16 protein-coding genes and 1 tRNA gene are annotated in these 16,060 nt (G+C 42.8%); 10 read left to right on the top strand and 7 right to left on the bottom strand.

The genetic code is table 11. From position 1 onward, the window contains the following. The first annotated feature begins 40 nt into the window (after positions 1–40). Entirely contained in the window at positions 41–196 is a 156-nt protein-coding gene (locus H6F42_RS12295; RefSeq protein WP_190399653.1) for a hypothetical protein, read from the top strand. 68 nt (positions 197–264) lie between these two features. Here H6F42_RS12295 and H6F42_RS12290 read toward each other — a convergent pair whose 3' ends face one another. The 3 genes from H6F42_RS12290 to H6F42_RS12280 all read right to left on the bottom strand — a co-directional run bounded on the left by H6F42_RS12290 (position 265) and on the right by H6F42_RS12280 (position 2,666). Further along, positions 265–1,740 (bottom strand): TldD/PmbA family protein, encoded by a 1,476-nt coding sequence (locus H6F42_RS12290; RefSeq protein ID WP_190399652.1) that lies wholly within the window; start codon positions 1,738–1,740, stop codon positions 265–267. Positions 1,741–1,988: 248 nt separating this feature from the next. After that, a tRNA-Gly gene (locus H6F42_RS12285) sits at positions 1,989–2,060 on the bottom strand. Between the two features lie 117 nt (positions 2,061–2,177). Further along, positions 2,178–2,666, bottom strand: coding sequence for a flavin reductase family protein (locus H6F42_RS12280; protein WP_190399651.1), 489 nt, complete (start codon positions 2,664–2,666; stop codon positions 2,178–2,180). 378 nt (positions 2,667–3,044) lie between these two features. Between H6F42_RS12280 and H6F42_RS12275 the strand changes: the two genes are divergently transcribed. The 5 genes from H6F42_RS12275 to hmpF all read left to right on the top strand — a co-directional run bounded on the left by H6F42_RS12275 (position 3,045) and on the right by hmpF (position 7,521). After that, entirely contained in the window at positions 3,045–3,452 is a 408-nt protein-coding gene (locus tag H6F42_RS12275) for a GIY-YIG nuclease family protein (RefSeq protein WP_190399650.1), read from the top strand. Between the two features lie 13 nt (positions 3,453–3,465). Next, positions 3,466–4,284: a hypothetical protein gene (locus H6F42_RS12270; protein WP_190399649.1), complete on the top strand. Its 819-nt coding sequence runs from the start codon at positions 3,466–3,468 to the stop codon at positions 4,282–4,284. A 187-nt stretch (positions 4,285–4,471) separates the two neighbouring features. Then, entirely contained in the window at positions 4,472–4,657 is a 186-nt protein-coding gene (locus H6F42_RS12265; RefSeq protein ID WP_190399782.1) for a hypothetical protein, read from the top strand. Beyond that, a complete protein-coding gene (locus H6F42_RS12260; protein ID WP_190399648.1) occupies positions 4,657–5,682 on the top strand; it encodes an ABC transporter permease in 1,026 nt (341 codons plus the stop codon). The genes H6F42_RS12265 and H6F42_RS12260 overlap by 1 nt, the downstream gene beginning before the upstream one ends. Positions 5,683–5,835: 153 nt before the next feature. Then, a complete protein-coding gene (hmpF, locus tag H6F42_RS12255; protein WP_190399647.1) occupies positions 5,836–7,521 on the top strand; it encodes a pilus motility taxis protein HmpF in 1,686 nt (561 codons plus the stop codon). Positions 7,522–7,600: 79 nt separating this feature from the next. On the opposite strand, the gene H6F42_RS12250 is transcribed toward hmpF, so the two are convergent. Further along, entirely contained in the window at positions 7,601–8,083 is a 483-nt protein-coding gene (locus H6F42_RS12250) for a peptidylprolyl isomerase (protein WP_190399646.1), read from the bottom strand. Positions 8,084–8,252: 169 nt separating this feature from the next. Here H6F42_RS12250 and H6F42_RS12245 point away from each other — a divergent pair, with 169 nt between their 5' ends. Next, positions 8,253–8,576, top strand: a complete 324-nt coding sequence (locus tag H6F42_RS12245) for a phasin family protein (protein ID WP_190399645.1) — start codon at positions 8,253–8,255, stop codon at positions 8,574–8,576. An 84-nt stretch (positions 8,577–8,660) separates the two neighbouring features. Beyond that, positions 8,661–9,503 (top strand): 16S rRNA (cytidine(1402)-2'-O)-methyltransferase, encoded by an 843-nt coding sequence (gene rsmI / locus H6F42_RS12240; protein WP_190399644.1) that lies wholly within the window; start codon positions 8,661–8,663, stop codon positions 9,501–9,503. Positions 9,504–9,599: 96 nt separating this feature from the next. On the opposite strand, the gene H6F42_RS12235 is transcribed toward rsmI, so the two are convergent. Continuing rightward, a complete protein-coding gene (locus H6F42_RS12235; protein ID WP_190399643.1) occupies positions 9,600–10,556 on the bottom strand; it encodes an RluA family pseudouridine synthase in 957 nt (318 codons plus the stop codon). A gap of 322 nt (positions 10,557–10,878) precedes the next feature. After that, entirely contained in the window at positions 10,879–11,214 is a 336-nt protein-coding gene (locus tag H6F42_RS12230; protein WP_190399642.1) for a XisI protein, read from the bottom strand. Between the two features lie 190 nt (positions 11,215–11,404). On the opposite strand from H6F42_RS12230, the gene H6F42_RS12225 reads away from it, so the two are divergent. Together H6F42_RS12225 and H6F42_RS12220 are read left to right on the top strand one after the other, a co-directional pair. Beyond that, positions 11,405–13,000: a DEAD/DEAH box helicase gene (locus H6F42_RS12225; RefSeq protein ID WP_190399641.1), complete on the top strand. Its 1,596-nt coding sequence runs from the start codon at positions 11,405–11,407 to the stop codon at positions 12,998–13,000. Positions 13,001–13,174: 174 nt separating this feature from the next. Beyond that, entirely contained in the window at positions 13,175–14,776 is a 1,602-nt protein-coding gene (locus H6F42_RS12220; protein ID WP_190399640.1) for a SpoIID/LytB domain-containing protein, read from the top strand. 62 nt (positions 14,777–14,838) lie between these two features. Here the strand turns inward: H6F42_RS12220 and H6F42_RS12215 are convergent, their stop codons facing one another. Next, positions 14,839–15,882: an aromatic ring-hydroxylating dioxygenase subunit alpha gene (locus tag H6F42_RS12215; protein WP_190399639.1), complete on the bottom strand. Its 1,044-nt coding sequence runs from the start codon at positions 15,880–15,882 to the stop codon at positions 14,839–14,841. Positions 15,883–16,060: the final 178 nt, after the last annotated feature.

Raw genomic sequence — 16,060 nt, 5'->3', positions numbered from 1 at the left:
GCATAACTAAATAATATATCTGCATAGTGAGAAGCTAACCATGAATATTAATCAAAGAAAAGCCGAAGCAGCCGCAAATCATAAGGCAAACCTATCTGCTTCAGTTAAGCGCCGTATGGAAGTTGCCCGCGCTAATAATGACACTAATTTGCTAAATGTTCTTGAGCAAGAAATGAAGCAATTAGGTTTAGCCTAGCTATAGCTATTCAATAAAAAACAAAAAAGAAATGCAGCCCTTCGGGCTGCATTTCTTTTTTGTTTTTACTAGGCGCCGCCAAAAACTTCAATATTTTCAAATAAACATACTGGTGAGGCATGACCAACTCGAATTACCTGATTGGGTTCCCCTTTGCCACAGAAAGGAGATCCGTAGGCTTCGACGGTGTGCCGATCGCCTAATTTAGCAAGACTGCTCCAAAACTGGTTGGTGATGCCGCGATAGTTAGGATTGCAGAGAGTTTTGGTTAATTTGCCATTTTCGATGAGTTTTGCGTATTCACAGCCAAATTGAAATTTATTGCGATAGTCATCAATTGACCATGAGCGATTGGATTCCATATATACGCCATATTCAATGTCCGCAAGAATCGACTCAAAGCTATATTCTCCAGCTTCAAGGTTGATATTTGCCATGCGATCGATGGCTGGACGGTTCCAAGAGGTGGCTCTGGCATTCGCTACGCCCGCAATTCCCGATCGCACCTGACTTTCAGCGCTACCTAATCCGCGCAAGAGATTTCCTTCTTTAATTAAATATTCCTTAGTGGCAGGTATACCCGCATCATCAAAGGCATAACTGGCGAATTCTCCAGCCATGGTGGGGTCAAAGGTGACATTCATCAGGGGTGAGCCGTACTGCATTGTGCCGAAATCGCTAAGCTTAACAAAGCTGCCGCCTGCGTAGTTACGTTCATCGCCGAGAATGCGATCGATTTCAAGGGGATGTCCGATACTTTCATGGATTTGCAGCAACATCTGATCGGGGGCAAGTACGAGGCTAGTAGTTGCGGTGGGGCATTCATCGGCTGTGAGCAGTTCTACCGCTTGTTCACCAACGATCTTTGCCCTTTGCAAAATGAGATCACGCTCAAATACTTCCATCCCTATTTGATTGCAGCGTGCTAGTTGCCCTTTGTCGCCCCTACGCTGAATAATTGCCCCATCTTGAGCAGTCGCCGCATAGTCTGTAGCAATAGTAAGAAATTTTTGATAAATATCAGAGCCATTACTGCTTACAAATCGCGTTTCAATTTCAGTAATGACGGCATAGGCACTAGTTTTGACGATTTTGTCAGAGACTTTGAGGGTATCGCAGATTTCGATTAGTAATTCGTTGATGTCTCTAGGGGCGATCGCATCGGCTGCTTTAATAAATGGTGAAAAATATTGTCCAATTGCTTTAGGTCTTTGGGCGATCGTGAAGGGATGGACAGCCCATTGTGCGGCGATTGTGGCTTGCTCGTAAGCTTTTTGGGCGGTGAGTTGAATATTTTCTATGTCGAGATGATTGGTGCTTGCATAGCCAAATTGACCATTGGCTAAGACTTCAATCATGACTCCGTGGGATAGGCTGCGCCCATTGGACTGGGGCTTGCGATCGCGTACATAGCGAGTGGTCGTAATTTCGTGGACTTCCCGTATTCCCACCCAATCCGCAGAGGGTAGATCTATATTTGCTAGAGCGTTTTTTAAATCGAATTTGGTAACGGTTGGGGAAGCAGTCTGCAAATTAAGCTGCATAAGTTTATGGAGGTAGGATCGCAATGAGATTTGGTAATCATAACCGAACTAAAAATCTAGCAGTGCTTGAATTGTCACAAGAATGTCGCTGTGCGACGCTATTCTTGTGTTGATCAATCATCAACCAAAACCCAAGAAGCGAGTGGCGGCGCATCGCGCCGCCACTCGCTTCTTGGGTGGGCTATAGCTATAAGACAAGAGAGTCCAAGCTTTTACGCAGGACTCTCTTGTCTTTATTCTTTTTCTTAAGCGGGTGATGGGATTCGAACCCACGACATTCTCCTTGGCAAGGAGATGCTCTACCACTGAGCCACACCCGCATTTTGCGGTTGATTTGCGTTTTGCGCTTTATTAATATGCCAAACATTGTGGGTAATGTCAACTGTTTTATCAAAAAGATTTTTGCGACACGCCTAAGCCGTGTCGCAAAAATCTTTTTAATATTTAAATCCATTTTTGCGGGTATGGATGGCGGATTCACCTTCACGGAGGCGATCGCCTGCATTAATCGTCGCCAAAACGATTACGTGGTCACCAGCGTCAAGACTGCTAGTTACAGTTGCGTCTAGATAGGCGATCGCCTCGGTTAGATAGGGCTGACCACTGGGAGCCGTAGCGGTTTCAAGTCCCTCAAAGGGATCAACATCTGGCGCAAAACCCTTGGCAAAATGTCCAATAATTTTGCCCTGCCCCTTTTCGGCAATATTAATGACCACGGGGCTACCTACAGTCAAAGCAGCTTCAAGGGGGCGACCCTTACCGACAGCAAAGGTTACCGATGGGGGATTAAACCCAGCCTGTTGTACCCATGAAGCAAGCATGGTGGCTGTTGTGCCATTTTGTTGAGAGGTAATAATAAATAAGCCACTCGGAATCGCACCGATCGCGGCTCCGAGTTGTTCATCTTGAGAAGTGGTAACAGTCATTATTTAGAAAATTGATCAGAAACTTGTCTTAGATTACAGGGTTATAGACCCAAAAAAGAGATGCAGCCTAAACGACTGCATCTCTTTTTTGGGTCTATGGTTTGATAATATTTTTAAACGTAAGCAGTCTGGAAACCCCACCAGAGTAGGAAACCGATCGCACTGAGGACAACAACGCTAGAAAGCACGATTGACAAAGGGCTGTCAGCGTTTTCAAATTTCATGATCCCGCGATTAAAATCTGACATATAAGCAAAACCTAACGAGATTATTTAGATTACTTAAGCAAAACATTTTATTTATAACCCAAATCTGCTTAAGATGGCGTGAAAGTAACTAAATATCTGGGTATGAATAACTTAGGATAGTAAATTACCTATGCCTGAATGGATACGTGTTTTTTGGTTGCCATCTAAATCCATCGACAACCTTAAGGAATTACCGCAGGAATCAGGAGTGTATTACATTACGGCTCTGTGGGTGGTGTTATATGTTGGTAAAGCTAAAAACTTGCGTAATCGCTGGCGTACTAATCATCACCGTTATCAACAGTTCAAGCTTTTACAACCATTTGGGCGATTGCATTACAGGGTTGTATCGATGAAACAGCTTGATGGTTATGAGAAGTCAGAAATTTCTAAATTTACCCCCAAGTGGAATGGGACTTCCCGTCCCAGTTTTTGGAATTTGTTGGGTTTATTCTTAGCAGTCTGGGGGCGCGTTATCGTTTACGCTTCTTTGTTAATGTTGGCGATTGCTGTGGTTATTTACAGTGCGCTTAAGTAAACATCAAAATCCTATGTTGCTCAACCAAAAATCCTTAAGAAATCGATTTTGCGCTATTTGGACAAGTATTCTCGCAGTTATTCCAGAAGATTATGCCGATCGCCTAGCAATTTTGACTGAAGCCGTAGTTAAGGACAAAATTGACTCACTTTCTTTAAGTTTTTTGGCAAACCCTTTGGATTTAAGTGTGTTAGCGATCGCTATTGGGGCTTACTGGCATCAAGACTTACAGGAAGTGCGATCGCGAATTTTAGATTTACAAAATTACAGCAAAGCGGATATTTCCGAATTAGTCCTAGCCTACGCGATCGCCTATGGCTGTCGTGGCGAATTGCAACCCTTATTGTTAGTTCGGCAAATTTATACTGATTTCAGTCCAAGGCGATCGCTAAGCCCACATCCTCACAACTTCCAAAACTGTTTAGCTCAATTGCAGCTAGCTCAACAATTTGTAGAATGTGGCGCAAGTGCCATTACGGTGCATCGTGCCAACACAGGAATTTCGGCGGCGATCGCTAGTAGCTTTTATTACTTCCTCAGCACGCCCCACAATTGGCAAATTGTGATCGAACGAGCAAAGCGACATAACTGTAATCAGCAAAATGATGCCGAAGTTAGATCTCTAATTTCTCTACAATCAGGGGCGATCGCGGCGACTTATTTAGGTGAATTAGGCGAAATCAAAATTGGATTAAACACCTTAGTCGATAGTAATTATCAAGGCAAGTTTCCAAAACAAGCAAAACAGCAGGAAATTTGGCAAAAAGGCGAAATAATGGGTAGGCAAGTATGGGCTGAATGGACAGGTATTTATGAATCCAGTCAGCAATAGTAGAACCGAGAGTTGTGGCGCGAAGCCCTGCAACTCTCTCTTGGTTAGGCTACCCACTAATGAGTAAAATAAATTAGGATTGAAAGTGGAGTGACATCTCACTTCACTTTCAATATCAATTTTGAGATTAAATTAATTGCAAATTTCTGTGATTATTTAGACTGAGTACATTCAAGAGGGATTTATGCTGCCGCAGTTAATTTTGATTTTACTTGTCGTTGGTTATGTATTTGGGGTTGTGAAATTTTTGCAAGGATTTCGGCGCACCGATTTTTCTGGTAATCAGATTGGTCTAGCGTTGTTATGGCCCGTATTATTTGTCATGAATGGCAACTACCGCAAAAATTTTTTCAAAGCACTTAAAGGCTCCTAATGACTTGGTGGAAAAGACTCAGAGCCAATCCTCTGGCTTGGATTGGGATTGTAATTTTGACAATATTTTATGCTTCAGCCATATTTGCTGATTTCGTCACACCCTATGGTGTCACTGAATCAGTCAAAAATGCTTCCTTACTGCCGCCCACGCAAATATATTGGCACGATCGCCAAGGTCAATTTATTGGCGCTCATGTTTATCCCACTACCCAAGGCAAAGTCGATCTGGAAACAGGCGATCGCGCTCTGATCGTGGATTACAACAAGCCTTCACCAATTCAGATTTTGCATGGTGGTCATCTATTTAGTACCAATGGAGCAGGACAACTGAACCTTTTAGGAACGGACGAACAAGGACGGGATCAGTTAACCCGCTTACTCCACGGAGGTAGAATTAGTCTCCTAATCGGGTTTATTGGTACAACGATTTCCTATGCGATCGGCTGTTTTGTGGGAGGAATATCAGGATATATCGGCGGCTGGGTTGATGTCGTGCTGATGCGCTTTGTAGAAATCTTGATGTCGATTCCTTCAATATATTTATTAGTAGCATTAGCTGCAATTTTGCCGCCGCAGATCAGTAATACTCAACGGTTTGCACTAATAACTGCGATCATCTCATTTGTTTCATGGTCTGGACTAGCAAGAATTATCCGTGGACAAGTCTTGTCCATCAAAGAACAAACTTTTATTATGGCGGCTCGTGCATCAGGAGCCAGTCCATTGCGGATCGTGATGAGCCATGTCTTACCGCAAACAATTACCTTTATTATTATTTCGGCAACCCTCGATATCCCCCGATTTATAGTAGTAGAAGCAGTCCTAAGCTTAGTAGGACTCGGCATCCAACCGCCCGATCCTTCATGGGGGAATATGCTATCTTTGTCTACTAACGCCTCGATTGTAATTCTTCAGCCTTGGCTGGTTTGGACTCCTGCATTAGCGATCGTGCTGACGGTACTGTCATTTAATCTTTTAGGTGATAGCTTGCGTGATGCCCTTGACCCCAAAAACATAAGATAATAATCTCTCTTAAAAATATGTCGCCAAAAAGCTCATGCAATTCGGTAGTATGAGATGAGGATCTAGGCTATTTTGTATTTTCAATGACGGGTTTTTGCTCTTTCGTCATGTCAATCTGAAAGTTAGCATCAGCAAAATAGGAGTATATTCAGCGTGCAGTACTTAGCGGAACTTCAAAAAACTCAAGCAGCTTTTGGATTAGGTGGTAATTCGTCAGTCCGTCTATTAGCACGTAATACGGGTGAAAATGTTTGGCAGCCGATTACGAATGAGCAAACTTTACCAATTCAAGACTCTAGCCAAGCCAAAGATTTTAAAGATGGTCAAATGGTCATTGCCGAAGTCACAGGCAGTAACCAAGTCCAAAGTGTCCAAGATGCTTCTAAAAAAATTGTCAACCTCCTTCAAGCTTTCTCGCGATCGCAGGATAAGTATAAATCCGCTGAGGAAGAAGTTGAGCAGTGGAAGCAATCTCTTAATTTTCAAAGCCAAGAGTTACATCGTCGCGAGCAAGAATTAGAACAAAAAGAATTAGAACTAGAACACCTTGATACTCGAAGACAGGAAATTGAGGAACTTGAGGAAAAGTTTGCAAAAGAGCGAAGTGAGATCGATCAGTTAAGAAAAACCATAGAAGCAGAACGTGGGCATTTTGAAGCCAAGGCGGCGGCGCTTACCTCTGATCAAGCTGAGCATCTAAAAACATTAATTGGTCAATTATCTTCTGGATTTACAAATCCCGATTCTCTTAGAGATAGAATCCATAGCGCTCTGGACTTAATTAATAAGCGCCAAGAAGTACTTACGGGCTTTTGGCAAAATCTGGATGCCCTCAAAAGTGAGACTGAAAAACAAAAGGGACTTCTTAATAAATCGAGCGAAGAGCTTAATGCCCGCAAAACTCAATGGCAGCAAACTCAAGTTGCTTTAGCTGATGCTCAAGCCGAGCTTAAGGCTCAACGGGGCATCTTAAAGCTACAAGAAAATAATATGGCTTTGTCGAGGGTGCAGCTAGAAGCTCAAATAGATCTCTACGAACAAACTTCCAATGCGATCGAGTCCTTTGGTGGACCAGGAAGTATGGAAGTCCTCAGCCCAGAGGAGGAAAATCGCTTACAATCAATGCCTATTGAGGAATTAGAGTCCACAATTAAGGCTCTGCAATCAGACTTTGATAAGTTAACTAACTATATTGGCGCTCAAGAAGATGAGTTGGCTGGACTAGAAGGAGAAATTGCCGATTTGCAAAGTCAGGTCGAAACAGCCGATCAATTTGCGCGAATTGAACTAGAAAGTAATAAGGAATTTGCCGAAGAACAATATAAGCTTCTTGAAGAAAGCGTTTCAGGCATGAGACGAGGTATGCAAGAAAGATTGTCTTTGCTTAATCAGCAAAAGGCAATTTTGGATCGCCGTAAGGGAATTGCTGTTGAAGTAAATGCCGCCCAAAGTTTAATGCCCCTGCTATCGCAAATCGAAGCTCAAAAAAATCGCCAAGAGCAAGAATTGCGTAAAATGGAAGGTCAGATTGACGCGGTACGCAATTACACCCAGCAACAGCAGGAAATGCTTGGTAAACAAACCCAAGAGCATTCACAGCAAGAGCAAGTTATTAAAGCGGCGGAATCTCAGTATCAGGAACGCATTAAAACCGTTGCTGAGCTAGTGGGTCAAATCAACGCTCAGGAACAATTATTACGTCCTGTGCAAGATATTGTTGATACATTACGTCCCCAATTAGAGGCAGCAATTCAAGATTTAGGAACGATGTCTAACGGCAATAGCTCTTCCCAAGTTTTAAGTGATTTGCAATCGGCAATTTCTAGCCTCGTAGGTTAATACCATCGCGATTTTCGTTTAACAAAAAACAAAAAAAGATGGCTCACGCCCAGCGTGAGCCATCTTTTTTTGTTTTTTGTTAATCTTCGATTTTGATAGAGATGATTTTATCACCACGACGGATTGCTTGGGCTACTTCTGTGTCTGCGGTGTACCCAAAAGCTGCATATTGACCATCTAAAAACGATGCATCGCCAAGGGTTATAAAAAATTGACTGGTGGCACTATTAGGATCGGGAGTACGTGCCATTGAGAAAATGCCAGCTTTGTTATGCTTAATTACTGGCTTTTTGCCGCCTGCCAAAACTTTGCCGATCGTGGCTTCGCTATCACCTTCAGCCCAGATTTCTAATTGGACGCGATCGCCTGATCCGCCAGTGCCATTGCCAAGGGGATCACCACCTTGAATTACAAATCCTGGTTCGACGCGATGAAAGGTCAGCCCATCATAAAAACCATGCTTGGCTAGGTCTACGAAATTTTTCACAGTAATGGGAGCATATTGGTCATCAAGCTCAGCACGCATGGTTCCCTTAGCGGTCTCGATTACAGCACGAATCATAAATAAACTTACCTGAAAATTTTTTGTGAAGTTAGAGCAGCTTAAAGTATAGCAACCAGCAAGGTATTTAAGATGTAACCCATCCTAAAAGTAGGAGCCATTCATGAATTGCTCCTACTTTTTTTAGTATGATGGAGCTATAGATCATCTCTAGGGATCGTATAGGTTTATGGATAGCAATAATTTGCTTAAGCAGTTATTAATGCTTGGTGTTGGTACAACATCGATTGTGCTGGAAAAAATAAAAGAAGCAAGTGAAGATTGGGTCAAAGATGGCAAAGTCGATCCAGAGCAAGCCTCTGAGATTCTCAATGATATTGCTAGTCGTTTAAAGTCAGAGCAAGGAAATTTGGAGACTTTAATTCAGCGCCAGATTCGTAATGTGATGCAGGATTTGGGTGTGCCGCGTCAAAATGAAATGGATGAATTGCGGGGAAGAATCGATCGCCTTGAGCGTCAGGTTCGCGAATTAGAAAATAAACAGTGGCGTTAGATAAAACCCAATATTTTTGTTAAAAGTGTTGCAATCCAACACTTTTAACAAAAATATTGGGTTGCTATATATGGATATTAATTAATGGAAGCTTCAGGAATTCTCTATTTGGTGGGAACGCCAATTGGCAATTTGGAGGATATGACTTTTCGGGCGATCGCTACGCTTAAACAGGTCGATTTAATTGCGGCTGAGGATACAAGGCATACGGGTAAGTTATTACACCATTTTGGTATTGATACTCCTCAAACTAGTTATCACGAACATAATGCCCATAAGCGCGCGCCTGAGTTGGTGGAGAAGTTACAGCAAGGCATAGCGATCGCCTTAGTTAGTGATGCAGGGATGCCTGCAATTTCTGACCCTGGAGTAGAACTAGTGCAGGGTTGCATTGCTGCGGGAATAAGGGTTGTACCGATTCCTGTGGTTACGGCGGGAATTGCGGCTTTGACGGCTTCGGGTTTTGCCACCCAGCATTTTGGATTTGATGGATTTTTGCCGACGGATAAAAAGGAACGTCGCGATCGCTTAGAAACTCTGCGATTGGAAACGCGCACGATGATTCTTTATGAAGCCCCCCATCGTTTATTGCGTACCCTTGAAGATTTGGCGGAAAGTTTGGGGGCTGAGCGTCACATTGCGATCGCAAGGGAACTTACAAAACTCCATGAGGAATTTTGGCGAGGTTCGATAGAAGGGGCGATCGCTTACTTTACAACTCATGCGCCTAAAGGAGAATTTACGCTGGTTTTAGAAGGTGCAAAACCTAGTGAAAAGCCTGTATGGACGGAAGAGACGATTTTGCATGAGTTACAGAGTTTGATTGCATCGGGAATTTCGCGATCGGATGCTAGTCGTCAATTAGCCGAACTAGCGGATTTACCACGCCGCCAAATTTATCAGTTGGCTTTGTCTTTAGATGAATAAAGCGTTGCTTTTTTCGCGGCACAGCTAATCTTTCGGTGGGAAAAGAGTAAGAGGTTTTAACAACCCAAAATGGCTTAGCCATTTTGTGCTTTGGCTTTATTTCCTACGGCGCAAAGAATCTAATAACTTCTCAAAGCCTTCGGGTAAAGGCGCAACATTTTCTATTAATTCGCCTGAAATTGGATGGGTAAACGTGAGTCGCCATGCGTGGAGCGCTTGTCCTGATAGGTATTGAGAAACTTCTTTGGTTTGACTTCCATAGACAGGATCACCTGCGATCGCCCAGCCCATATAAGCAGAATGTACCCGAATCTGATGAGTACGCCCAGTTTCCAAATCAAATTTAACAAAGGTGTAATTTCCTAATCGTTCCTTGATTTGCCAATGGGTGACGGCTCTACGTCCATTTTCCATTACTGCCATTTTCTTGCGATCGCTATGATGTCTAGCGATCGCTGCTTCAATAATTCCCGATTCGCTGCCTAATTGACTTTTCGGAACTCCCCGCACAATTCCTAAATATTCCCGCCGAGCCGTTTTCGCCTGTATCTGTGCTTGTAAATCTTGATGAGCGCGATCGCTTTTCGCCACTACCATCACGCCACTCGTATCTTTATCTAAACGATGCACGATGCCCGGACGTTGAGTTCCATTTATGCCTGAAAGTTCTTTACAATGGGCTAAGAGGGCGTTTACTAAGGTTCCATCGCTATGTCCTACGGCTGGATGTACGACTAAGCCCGCAGGTTTATTAATTACAATCAAATGTTCGTCTTCATAAAGAACATCTAAGGGAATCTCTTGGGCAACTAAATCGAGGGGTTCGACGGCAGGAGTAATTAACTGGATGCGATCGCCTGCCTTGATTAAGTCCTTTTTGTTATTACAAAGAAGGTCATTAACGGTGACATAGCCTTCATCAATTAATGTTTGTATTCGCGATCGCGATAGTTCGGCGAGGTGATGTGCTAAAAAGCGATCGATTCGCTCAGGTTTAGACAAATCCGTTGCAACTTCAATCAAGTTAATGCTGTTTGTTGTAGTTAGGGTCATTCAAATAAGTATCCATCTAATTTCTAATCATTCCAATTATTAACATCCTTAAAAATGGCTCTTTTAGCATCTGTAAGATTATTTCACTTATCTCCAAATCTTTCCATAAGCCCTTGATATAAGTAGTCTTGCGAGAGTTCGGCAACAATTGATGATTGACAAGCTTTTTTAAATTCTCCAGCCTTTCTTGTAGAGACTGAATGCGAGGTAAAACATATTGACTCATAGTAATTACCTCGTTAACAATTCGATTTTACACCCAATCTCTCAGATTTAGAATCAATGAACGGGACATACTTATTTCTTCAGCATGTAAAAGTATCTAACTCACAGCAAACTCTGTGTATTTTCTTGCATAGGGCGCATGGTATGCCAAGACGATATCTTGCTTAGGTACACCGCGATCGCTTAATTCATTGGCAACTGAATACTCAGTTCCATCATATTGAATCCAAATCTTTCCATCTTTAATATCCACATGAATTAGACAACCATACATACGAAATCCATCTTCCCAACCCACACTAATCACTTGATAGTGATCACCTTCTGTATCAAATACAGTATAAGTTTCCATCGCTTCACTAACAGGATCGAGTTGACAGTGATGCGTTAAAATTGACTGAATATGTTGGCGATATAGAGTTAATTTATCCATTGTAAAACTTCTTCATGTTGAACATCAAAAACCATAAAAAGATTAAAAATGCACAAATGCGTAGCTCCTATTTTACATAATTTGAGCTTCATCAGCTTTTATCTACAAGACTGTTACTAGACCGACTAAAATCCTTGATGCGTTTTAGGAAACTTCTGGCATAATACTAGGAATTTTTTTGAGGCGTGCGATGTCTGAGTTACGAGACTATCAAAAACGGGTCATCGACGATATTTATGCGACTTGGCGGCTCGGCAAGCGAGCGATCTTGCTAGCAATGCCCACAGGCTCAGGCAAAACCCGAACCTTCAGCGAACTTGCCAAACATTTTTACGATCGCCATCAGCGTGTTCTCCTATTAGTTCATCGCGAAGAACTGCTCTGGCAAGCAAAAAATACTCTAGAGAAAACATTGCGATCGCCTGTTGGCATCATCAAAGCCGATCAACCCATGCACCTCGAGCATCCCGTGCAATGTGCCTCCGTGCAAACCTTAGTGAAACGCCTCGAAAAACAAGAAATAGACTTAGGTGCGATCACCTTTGTAATTGTTGACGAAGCCCACCTTTCTTTAGCACCAAGCTATTTAAAGATTTTGAGCTATTTTCCTGAAGCCTTAATTTTGGGCGTGACGGCTACACCTTCGCGACTAGATGGTAGAGGATTTGATCGCCTTTACGAAGCATTAGTCGTGGGTCCTTCTGTATCAGAATTGATTTGGCGTGGATTTCTCGCAGATTATGACGTACTTGCCCCTGAAAGCTTTTTACCCACAGAAGAAGGGATTCGGATTGCAGGGGGCGATTTTAATTCGGCTGACTTAGCAGAACGTATTGATCGCCGGTATGTGGCTGGTTGTGCCGTCGATGCATATTTGCGCCATGCCCATCAAAAACGTTGTGTCGTATTTGCGATTAATCTCGACCATTCCAAAGCGATCGCCGAACGTTACCGAAGCGCAGGTATTGCTGCTGAACATATTGATGGCGAAACTGTCCCCAAAGAACGGCAAGCCATCCTCGAACGCTTTCGTGGTGGTGAAACCAGAGTCCTTTGCAATGTCAATTTGTTTACTGAAGGCTTTGACGTTCCCGAAATCGAAGTTATTCAACTCTGTCGCCCTACGAAATCCGTAGCGCTCCATTTGCAAATGCTCGGTCGGGGTTTACGCCCCAAGGGTGGACGTAAAGCGTTAGTTCTCGATCATGCAGGAAATTGCTTGCGACTGGGTGGCGCGAAGGCGGAACGCAATTGGACATTGCAGGGCTTAGTAGAAGAAGTTCCCCAATTAGAGCCAGTTGCGGAACTATTAAGCGAACAGCCTATACTCGATCTTCCTAAAGCCCAAATAGATTTACCCAATTTCCCCAAACGCCGCGTCGAAATTTACGAAACCGATGCTGATTTCTACAACATTCCTACTCATACCGAACTCGAAACCCATCTGGCACAGCAAAGCTATCGCCAATCGCCTCCACCAAGAACTGGTGCAAATAGATTGCAGCGATCGACTTCAGACTCCGGCCAAAACCCACCCAATCGAGATCGGCGTTCCTCTCAAACTCGCAAAGTCGCTACGAAGCCATCTTCAAAACCATCTTCCCCAAAACGATCTAGCCGTCCATCTCGCCAGTTATCCCCTTTGCAAAAGGTCAGTAAAGCGGCGATCGAACTAGCCGAGACTCTCGAAAATATTTTAGTTTGGGTCTGGCGATCGTGGTTTCCGCCTAAACGTCAACAGGTGGATGTATTGCGTAAATACAAACGCCCTCCCCACTTTCGCTAAAGCTGAACTATAGCTTTAGCCCGTCTTGTTAGGACAAACCAAAACCCAAGAAACGCCGCCACTCGCTTCTTGGGTTTTGGTTTGTCCTAATGCAAGTGACCAAAACATAAAATGGCGTAGCCATTTTATGTTTTGGTATAAAATGTCTAAGGTTTCTGACATTTTGAGCTTGACATGCTAAAAACTCTCGGTATATTTCGCCAAACTGTAATTGTGACTGTTTGTTCGTTTACGCTGACGGCAGGCGAAATTGTCCAAGCTCAAGTGGATTCTAATCCCGTTCTAAAAATTGGTATAGTCCAACGTTTTGGCGAAAGACCACAGGATCGGCTCACCCTCAAAGCTCCATCTGGCGGCAAGTTAACTCTCACCTTTCCCTCAGCCGACGGTAAAAGTACGCAAACATTAACCAGCGATCGCCTAGTAATCGACATAACACCACAGCCATTAGCGGAGCCAATTCTCGAAGAGAAGTTGGTTCTGAGCAATCATCGAAGTTTTGAGAATGCTGACGCGAGTGCGTTCCATTGGAATGAGAAAGGCGTTCAAACGGAAATCGCTCAGCCGAGGCGTTGGCAAGTCTGGGCAAAGCGTGATGTCTATGACTCGATGCTGTTGCGCTATTTGATGTTTTATACCCTGCGATCGCAAGGTAATCTGACGGTACAACTCGATCGCCGTATTTTGCCTCAAAAAGCGATCGCCTCATGGACAGTGGGAGACTTTAAATACAATCGCGATCGGCTAGATGTGAGCAGTAGTTCAGGAATTGTGGAAGTTAGTTATCAGCGTGAGAATAAGGCAGAAATTAGTAATCGTCCTTATGCAGGAACGCTTAATCTTCAACCCAATGCCCATCAAAGTTTTACGCTAGTAAATAAGGTTCCCTTAGAAACCTACGTGCGCGGAGTTGTTCCCCATGAAATTGGCTACAACGCTCCCTATGCCGCAGTTCAAGCCCAAGCGATATTAGCAAGAACCTATGTCTTAGCGAGTTTGCATCGCTTTAAAGCCGATAATTATGAACTGTGCGCGGATACACAATGCCAAGTCTATCGAGGCTTAGAAAATACAACCGAAGTTGCCGATCGCGCTATTGCCGATACCAGAGGGTTAGTTTTAACCTACAACAATCGGGTAATCGATGCACTCTATTCCTCAACGACAGGCGGAATTACCGCCAACTATAACGATCTATGGGATGGAACCCCTCGCCCTTATCTAGTGTCAGTTCTAGATCTTGCTAAACGTCCTGAAAATCAGCGATCGGCAAATATCTCTGCTGATAAGAACTTAAAGGCATTTCTAGACCGTCAAGAAGGATTTAATGAGGTGGGCTGGCGTACTTTACGCTGGAGCAAAAGTGGCTCCTTAGATGAATTGCAAATCTCTCTCAAAAAGTTTTTACGCTTCTCAGGAGACAATATCACTAACTTTAATTCCATTAAACAGTTGCGAGTAACTAAAAGAGCCACTTCAGGTAGAGTTCTAGAAATGGAAGCGATTACGGATACAGGAAAAATTCTTGTTAAAAAAGATGAAATCATTGATGCCTTTGATCCTCCCGACAGTACTTTCTTTCGCTTAGAACCCATTTATCAAAATCAGGTTTTAACAGGCTATAACTTTATTGGTGGAGGTTTAGGTCATGGAGTGGGGATGAGCCAAACTGGTTCCTATAACTTGGCTCGTATGGGTTGGTCTTACGATCGCATTCTCAGTTTTTATTACACTAATACTCAATTACAAAAGTTGCTTCCTGAGAATTACAAGTAGACTCCAACAAAAAAAAGTGTCAGCCGCTTAACGGCTGACACTTTTTATCTAACGAGAATTGTCTAACTAATCCATCCCATTTCTGCGGCTCGATTAAAAAACTTACGATAAGCCAACTCCAGCGCATCCGAAGGAGCATGAATATCAGTCGTCAGATCGTAAGGAGCAGCCCCCGCCTGAATTTTAACCGCTTCATTGTCTTGAACAAATGTTTTAACTACATCTCGACGCATAAAATAATCCGCTAAAGGTGTAGTCACAAAATTGCGAATATGTAACCACTTTGTAATGGTTTTAGTTGCATTCACGGGTATGTGCAAGAGAAATAAAACAAATTGAAACTTTCCAAATTGCAAATCTACTCTCGTAATATTTGGCATGTAAAAAGTGGCTCGAAAAACCCCAGACGGATGATCGGTACCAAGAATAAGTTTTAGAGAATAGGCAGGCTTAGTATCAAAATTAATGAATCCGCTCCCACTCCATTCTCCAGCTTCTAATTTATAAGATGGAACGGCTGGGGCTTCTTTACGCCCAAAGGCTGAAGCATGGACAAAAGGAGCATGAGCCATATCAATTGTATTCGCGATTACTCTTGTGTAATGACCATCCCAAGTAAACTCACCCTGTACCGATCGCCAGCCTTTTTGTTGGAATTCATTTAAGGGGGGAATCTCTGGACAATCTTCTACGGGTAAATCACCCCAAAAAAGCCAAACTAAATCATATTTTTCCTGCACTTTATAGGATCGCAATTTTGCCCGTATGGGTATGCTTGCACCTAATTGATTAGCAGGAATATGACTGCAAGTACCATTAGCTTCGTATCGCCAACCATGATAAGGGCAATGAATACAATTACCTTCTACCCATCCTGCGGCTAATTCCGTACCTCTATGAACACAGCGACCATCTAATGCAATTATTTGTCCTTCACTTCCTCGATAAAGAACTAAATCATGTCCCATAAAAGAAATGGTTTTAGGCTTAATAGAAACATTACTACTATGTTCAATTCCATACCAAAAGTTTTTGAGTACTGTTAAGTCATTTGGCTTACTCAACTCTTCTTGTGGTATCAGAACTTTATCTTTAAGACTTTCCATAGATTAAAACGTTGATTTACTGGGGAATTGTCACTTAATTAAGTGTTTTCTCTGATACTTTAGCAGAAATCAAGAAAACTCTACATTTTCAAGAAATGTTATGTAATATATAGCAATTTTCAAGGGTTTATGGTATTCATAAGTTCAATGTAGATGCAGTAATAAATTTCATCATCAA

This window comes from Pseudanabaena sp. FACHB-1998 (genome assembly GCF_014696355.1).
GTDB lineage: Bacteria > Cyanobacteriota > Cyanobacteriia > Pseudanabaenales > Pseudanabaenaceae > Pseudanabaena.
Note: the sequence above shows the minus strand (reverse complement) of the source record. Positions and strands in the feature narration are given on the sequence as shown.

What these genes read in the sequence shown, in the direction of transcription:
- H6F42_RS12250 (WP_190399646.1), bottom strand. Translation starts at nt 8,083, where the DNA reads ATGATTCGTGCTGTAATCGAGACCGCTAAGGGAACCATGCGTGCTGAG.
- H6F42_RS12245 (WP_190399645.1), top strand. Translation starts at nt 8,253, where the DNA reads ATGGATAGCAATAATTTGCTTAAGCAGTTATTAATGCTTGGTGTTGGT.
- rsmI (WP_190399644.1), top strand. Translation starts at nt 8,661, where the DNA reads ATGGAAGCTTCAGGAATTCTCTATTTGGTGGGAACGCCAATTGGCAAT.
- H6F42_RS12260 (WP_190399648.1), top strand. Translation starts at nt 4,657, where the DNA reads ATGACTTGGTGGAAAAGACTCAGAGCCAATCCTCTGGCTTGGATTGGG.
- H6F42_RS12225 (WP_190399641.1), top strand. Translation starts at nt 11,405, where the DNA reads ATGTCTGAGTTACGAGACTATCAAAAACGGGTCATCGACGATATTTAT.
- H6F42_RS12275 (WP_190399650.1), top strand. Translation starts at nt 3,045, where the DNA reads ATGCCTGAATGGATACGTGTTTTTTGGTTGCCATCTAAATCCATCGAC.
- H6F42_RS12230 (WP_190399642.1), bottom strand. Translation starts at nt 11,214, where the DNA reads ATGGATAAATTAACTCTATATCGCCAACATATTCAGTCAATTTTAACG.
- H6F42_RS12215 (WP_190399639.1), bottom strand. Translation starts at nt 15,882, where the DNA reads ATGGAAAGTCTTAAAGATAAAGTTCTGATACCACAAGAAGAGTTGAGT.
- H6F42_RS12290 (WP_190399652.1), bottom strand. Translation starts at nt 1,740, where the DNA reads ATGCAGCTTAATTTGCAGACTGCTTCCCCAACCGTTACCAAATTCGAT.
- H6F42_RS12270 (WP_190399649.1), top strand. Translation starts at nt 3,466, where the DNA reads ATGTTGCTCAACCAAAAATCCTTAAGAAATCGATTTTGCGCTATTTGG.
- H6F42_RS12220 (WP_190399640.1), top strand. Translation starts at nt 13,175, where the DNA reads ATGCTAAAAACTCTCGGTATATTTCGCCAAACTGTAATTGTGACTGTT.
- H6F42_RS12235 (WP_190399643.1), bottom strand. Translation starts at nt 10,556, where the DNA reads ATGACCCTAACTACAACAAACAGCATTAACTTGATTGAAGTTGCAACG.
- H6F42_RS12295 (WP_190399653.1), top strand. Translation starts at nt 41, where the DNA reads ATGAATATTAATCAAAGAAAAGCCGAAGCAGCCGCAAATCATAAGGCA.
- H6F42_RS12280 (WP_190399651.1), bottom strand. Translation starts at nt 2,666, where the DNA reads ATGACTGTTACCACTTCTCAAGATGAACAACTCGGAGCCGCGATCGGT.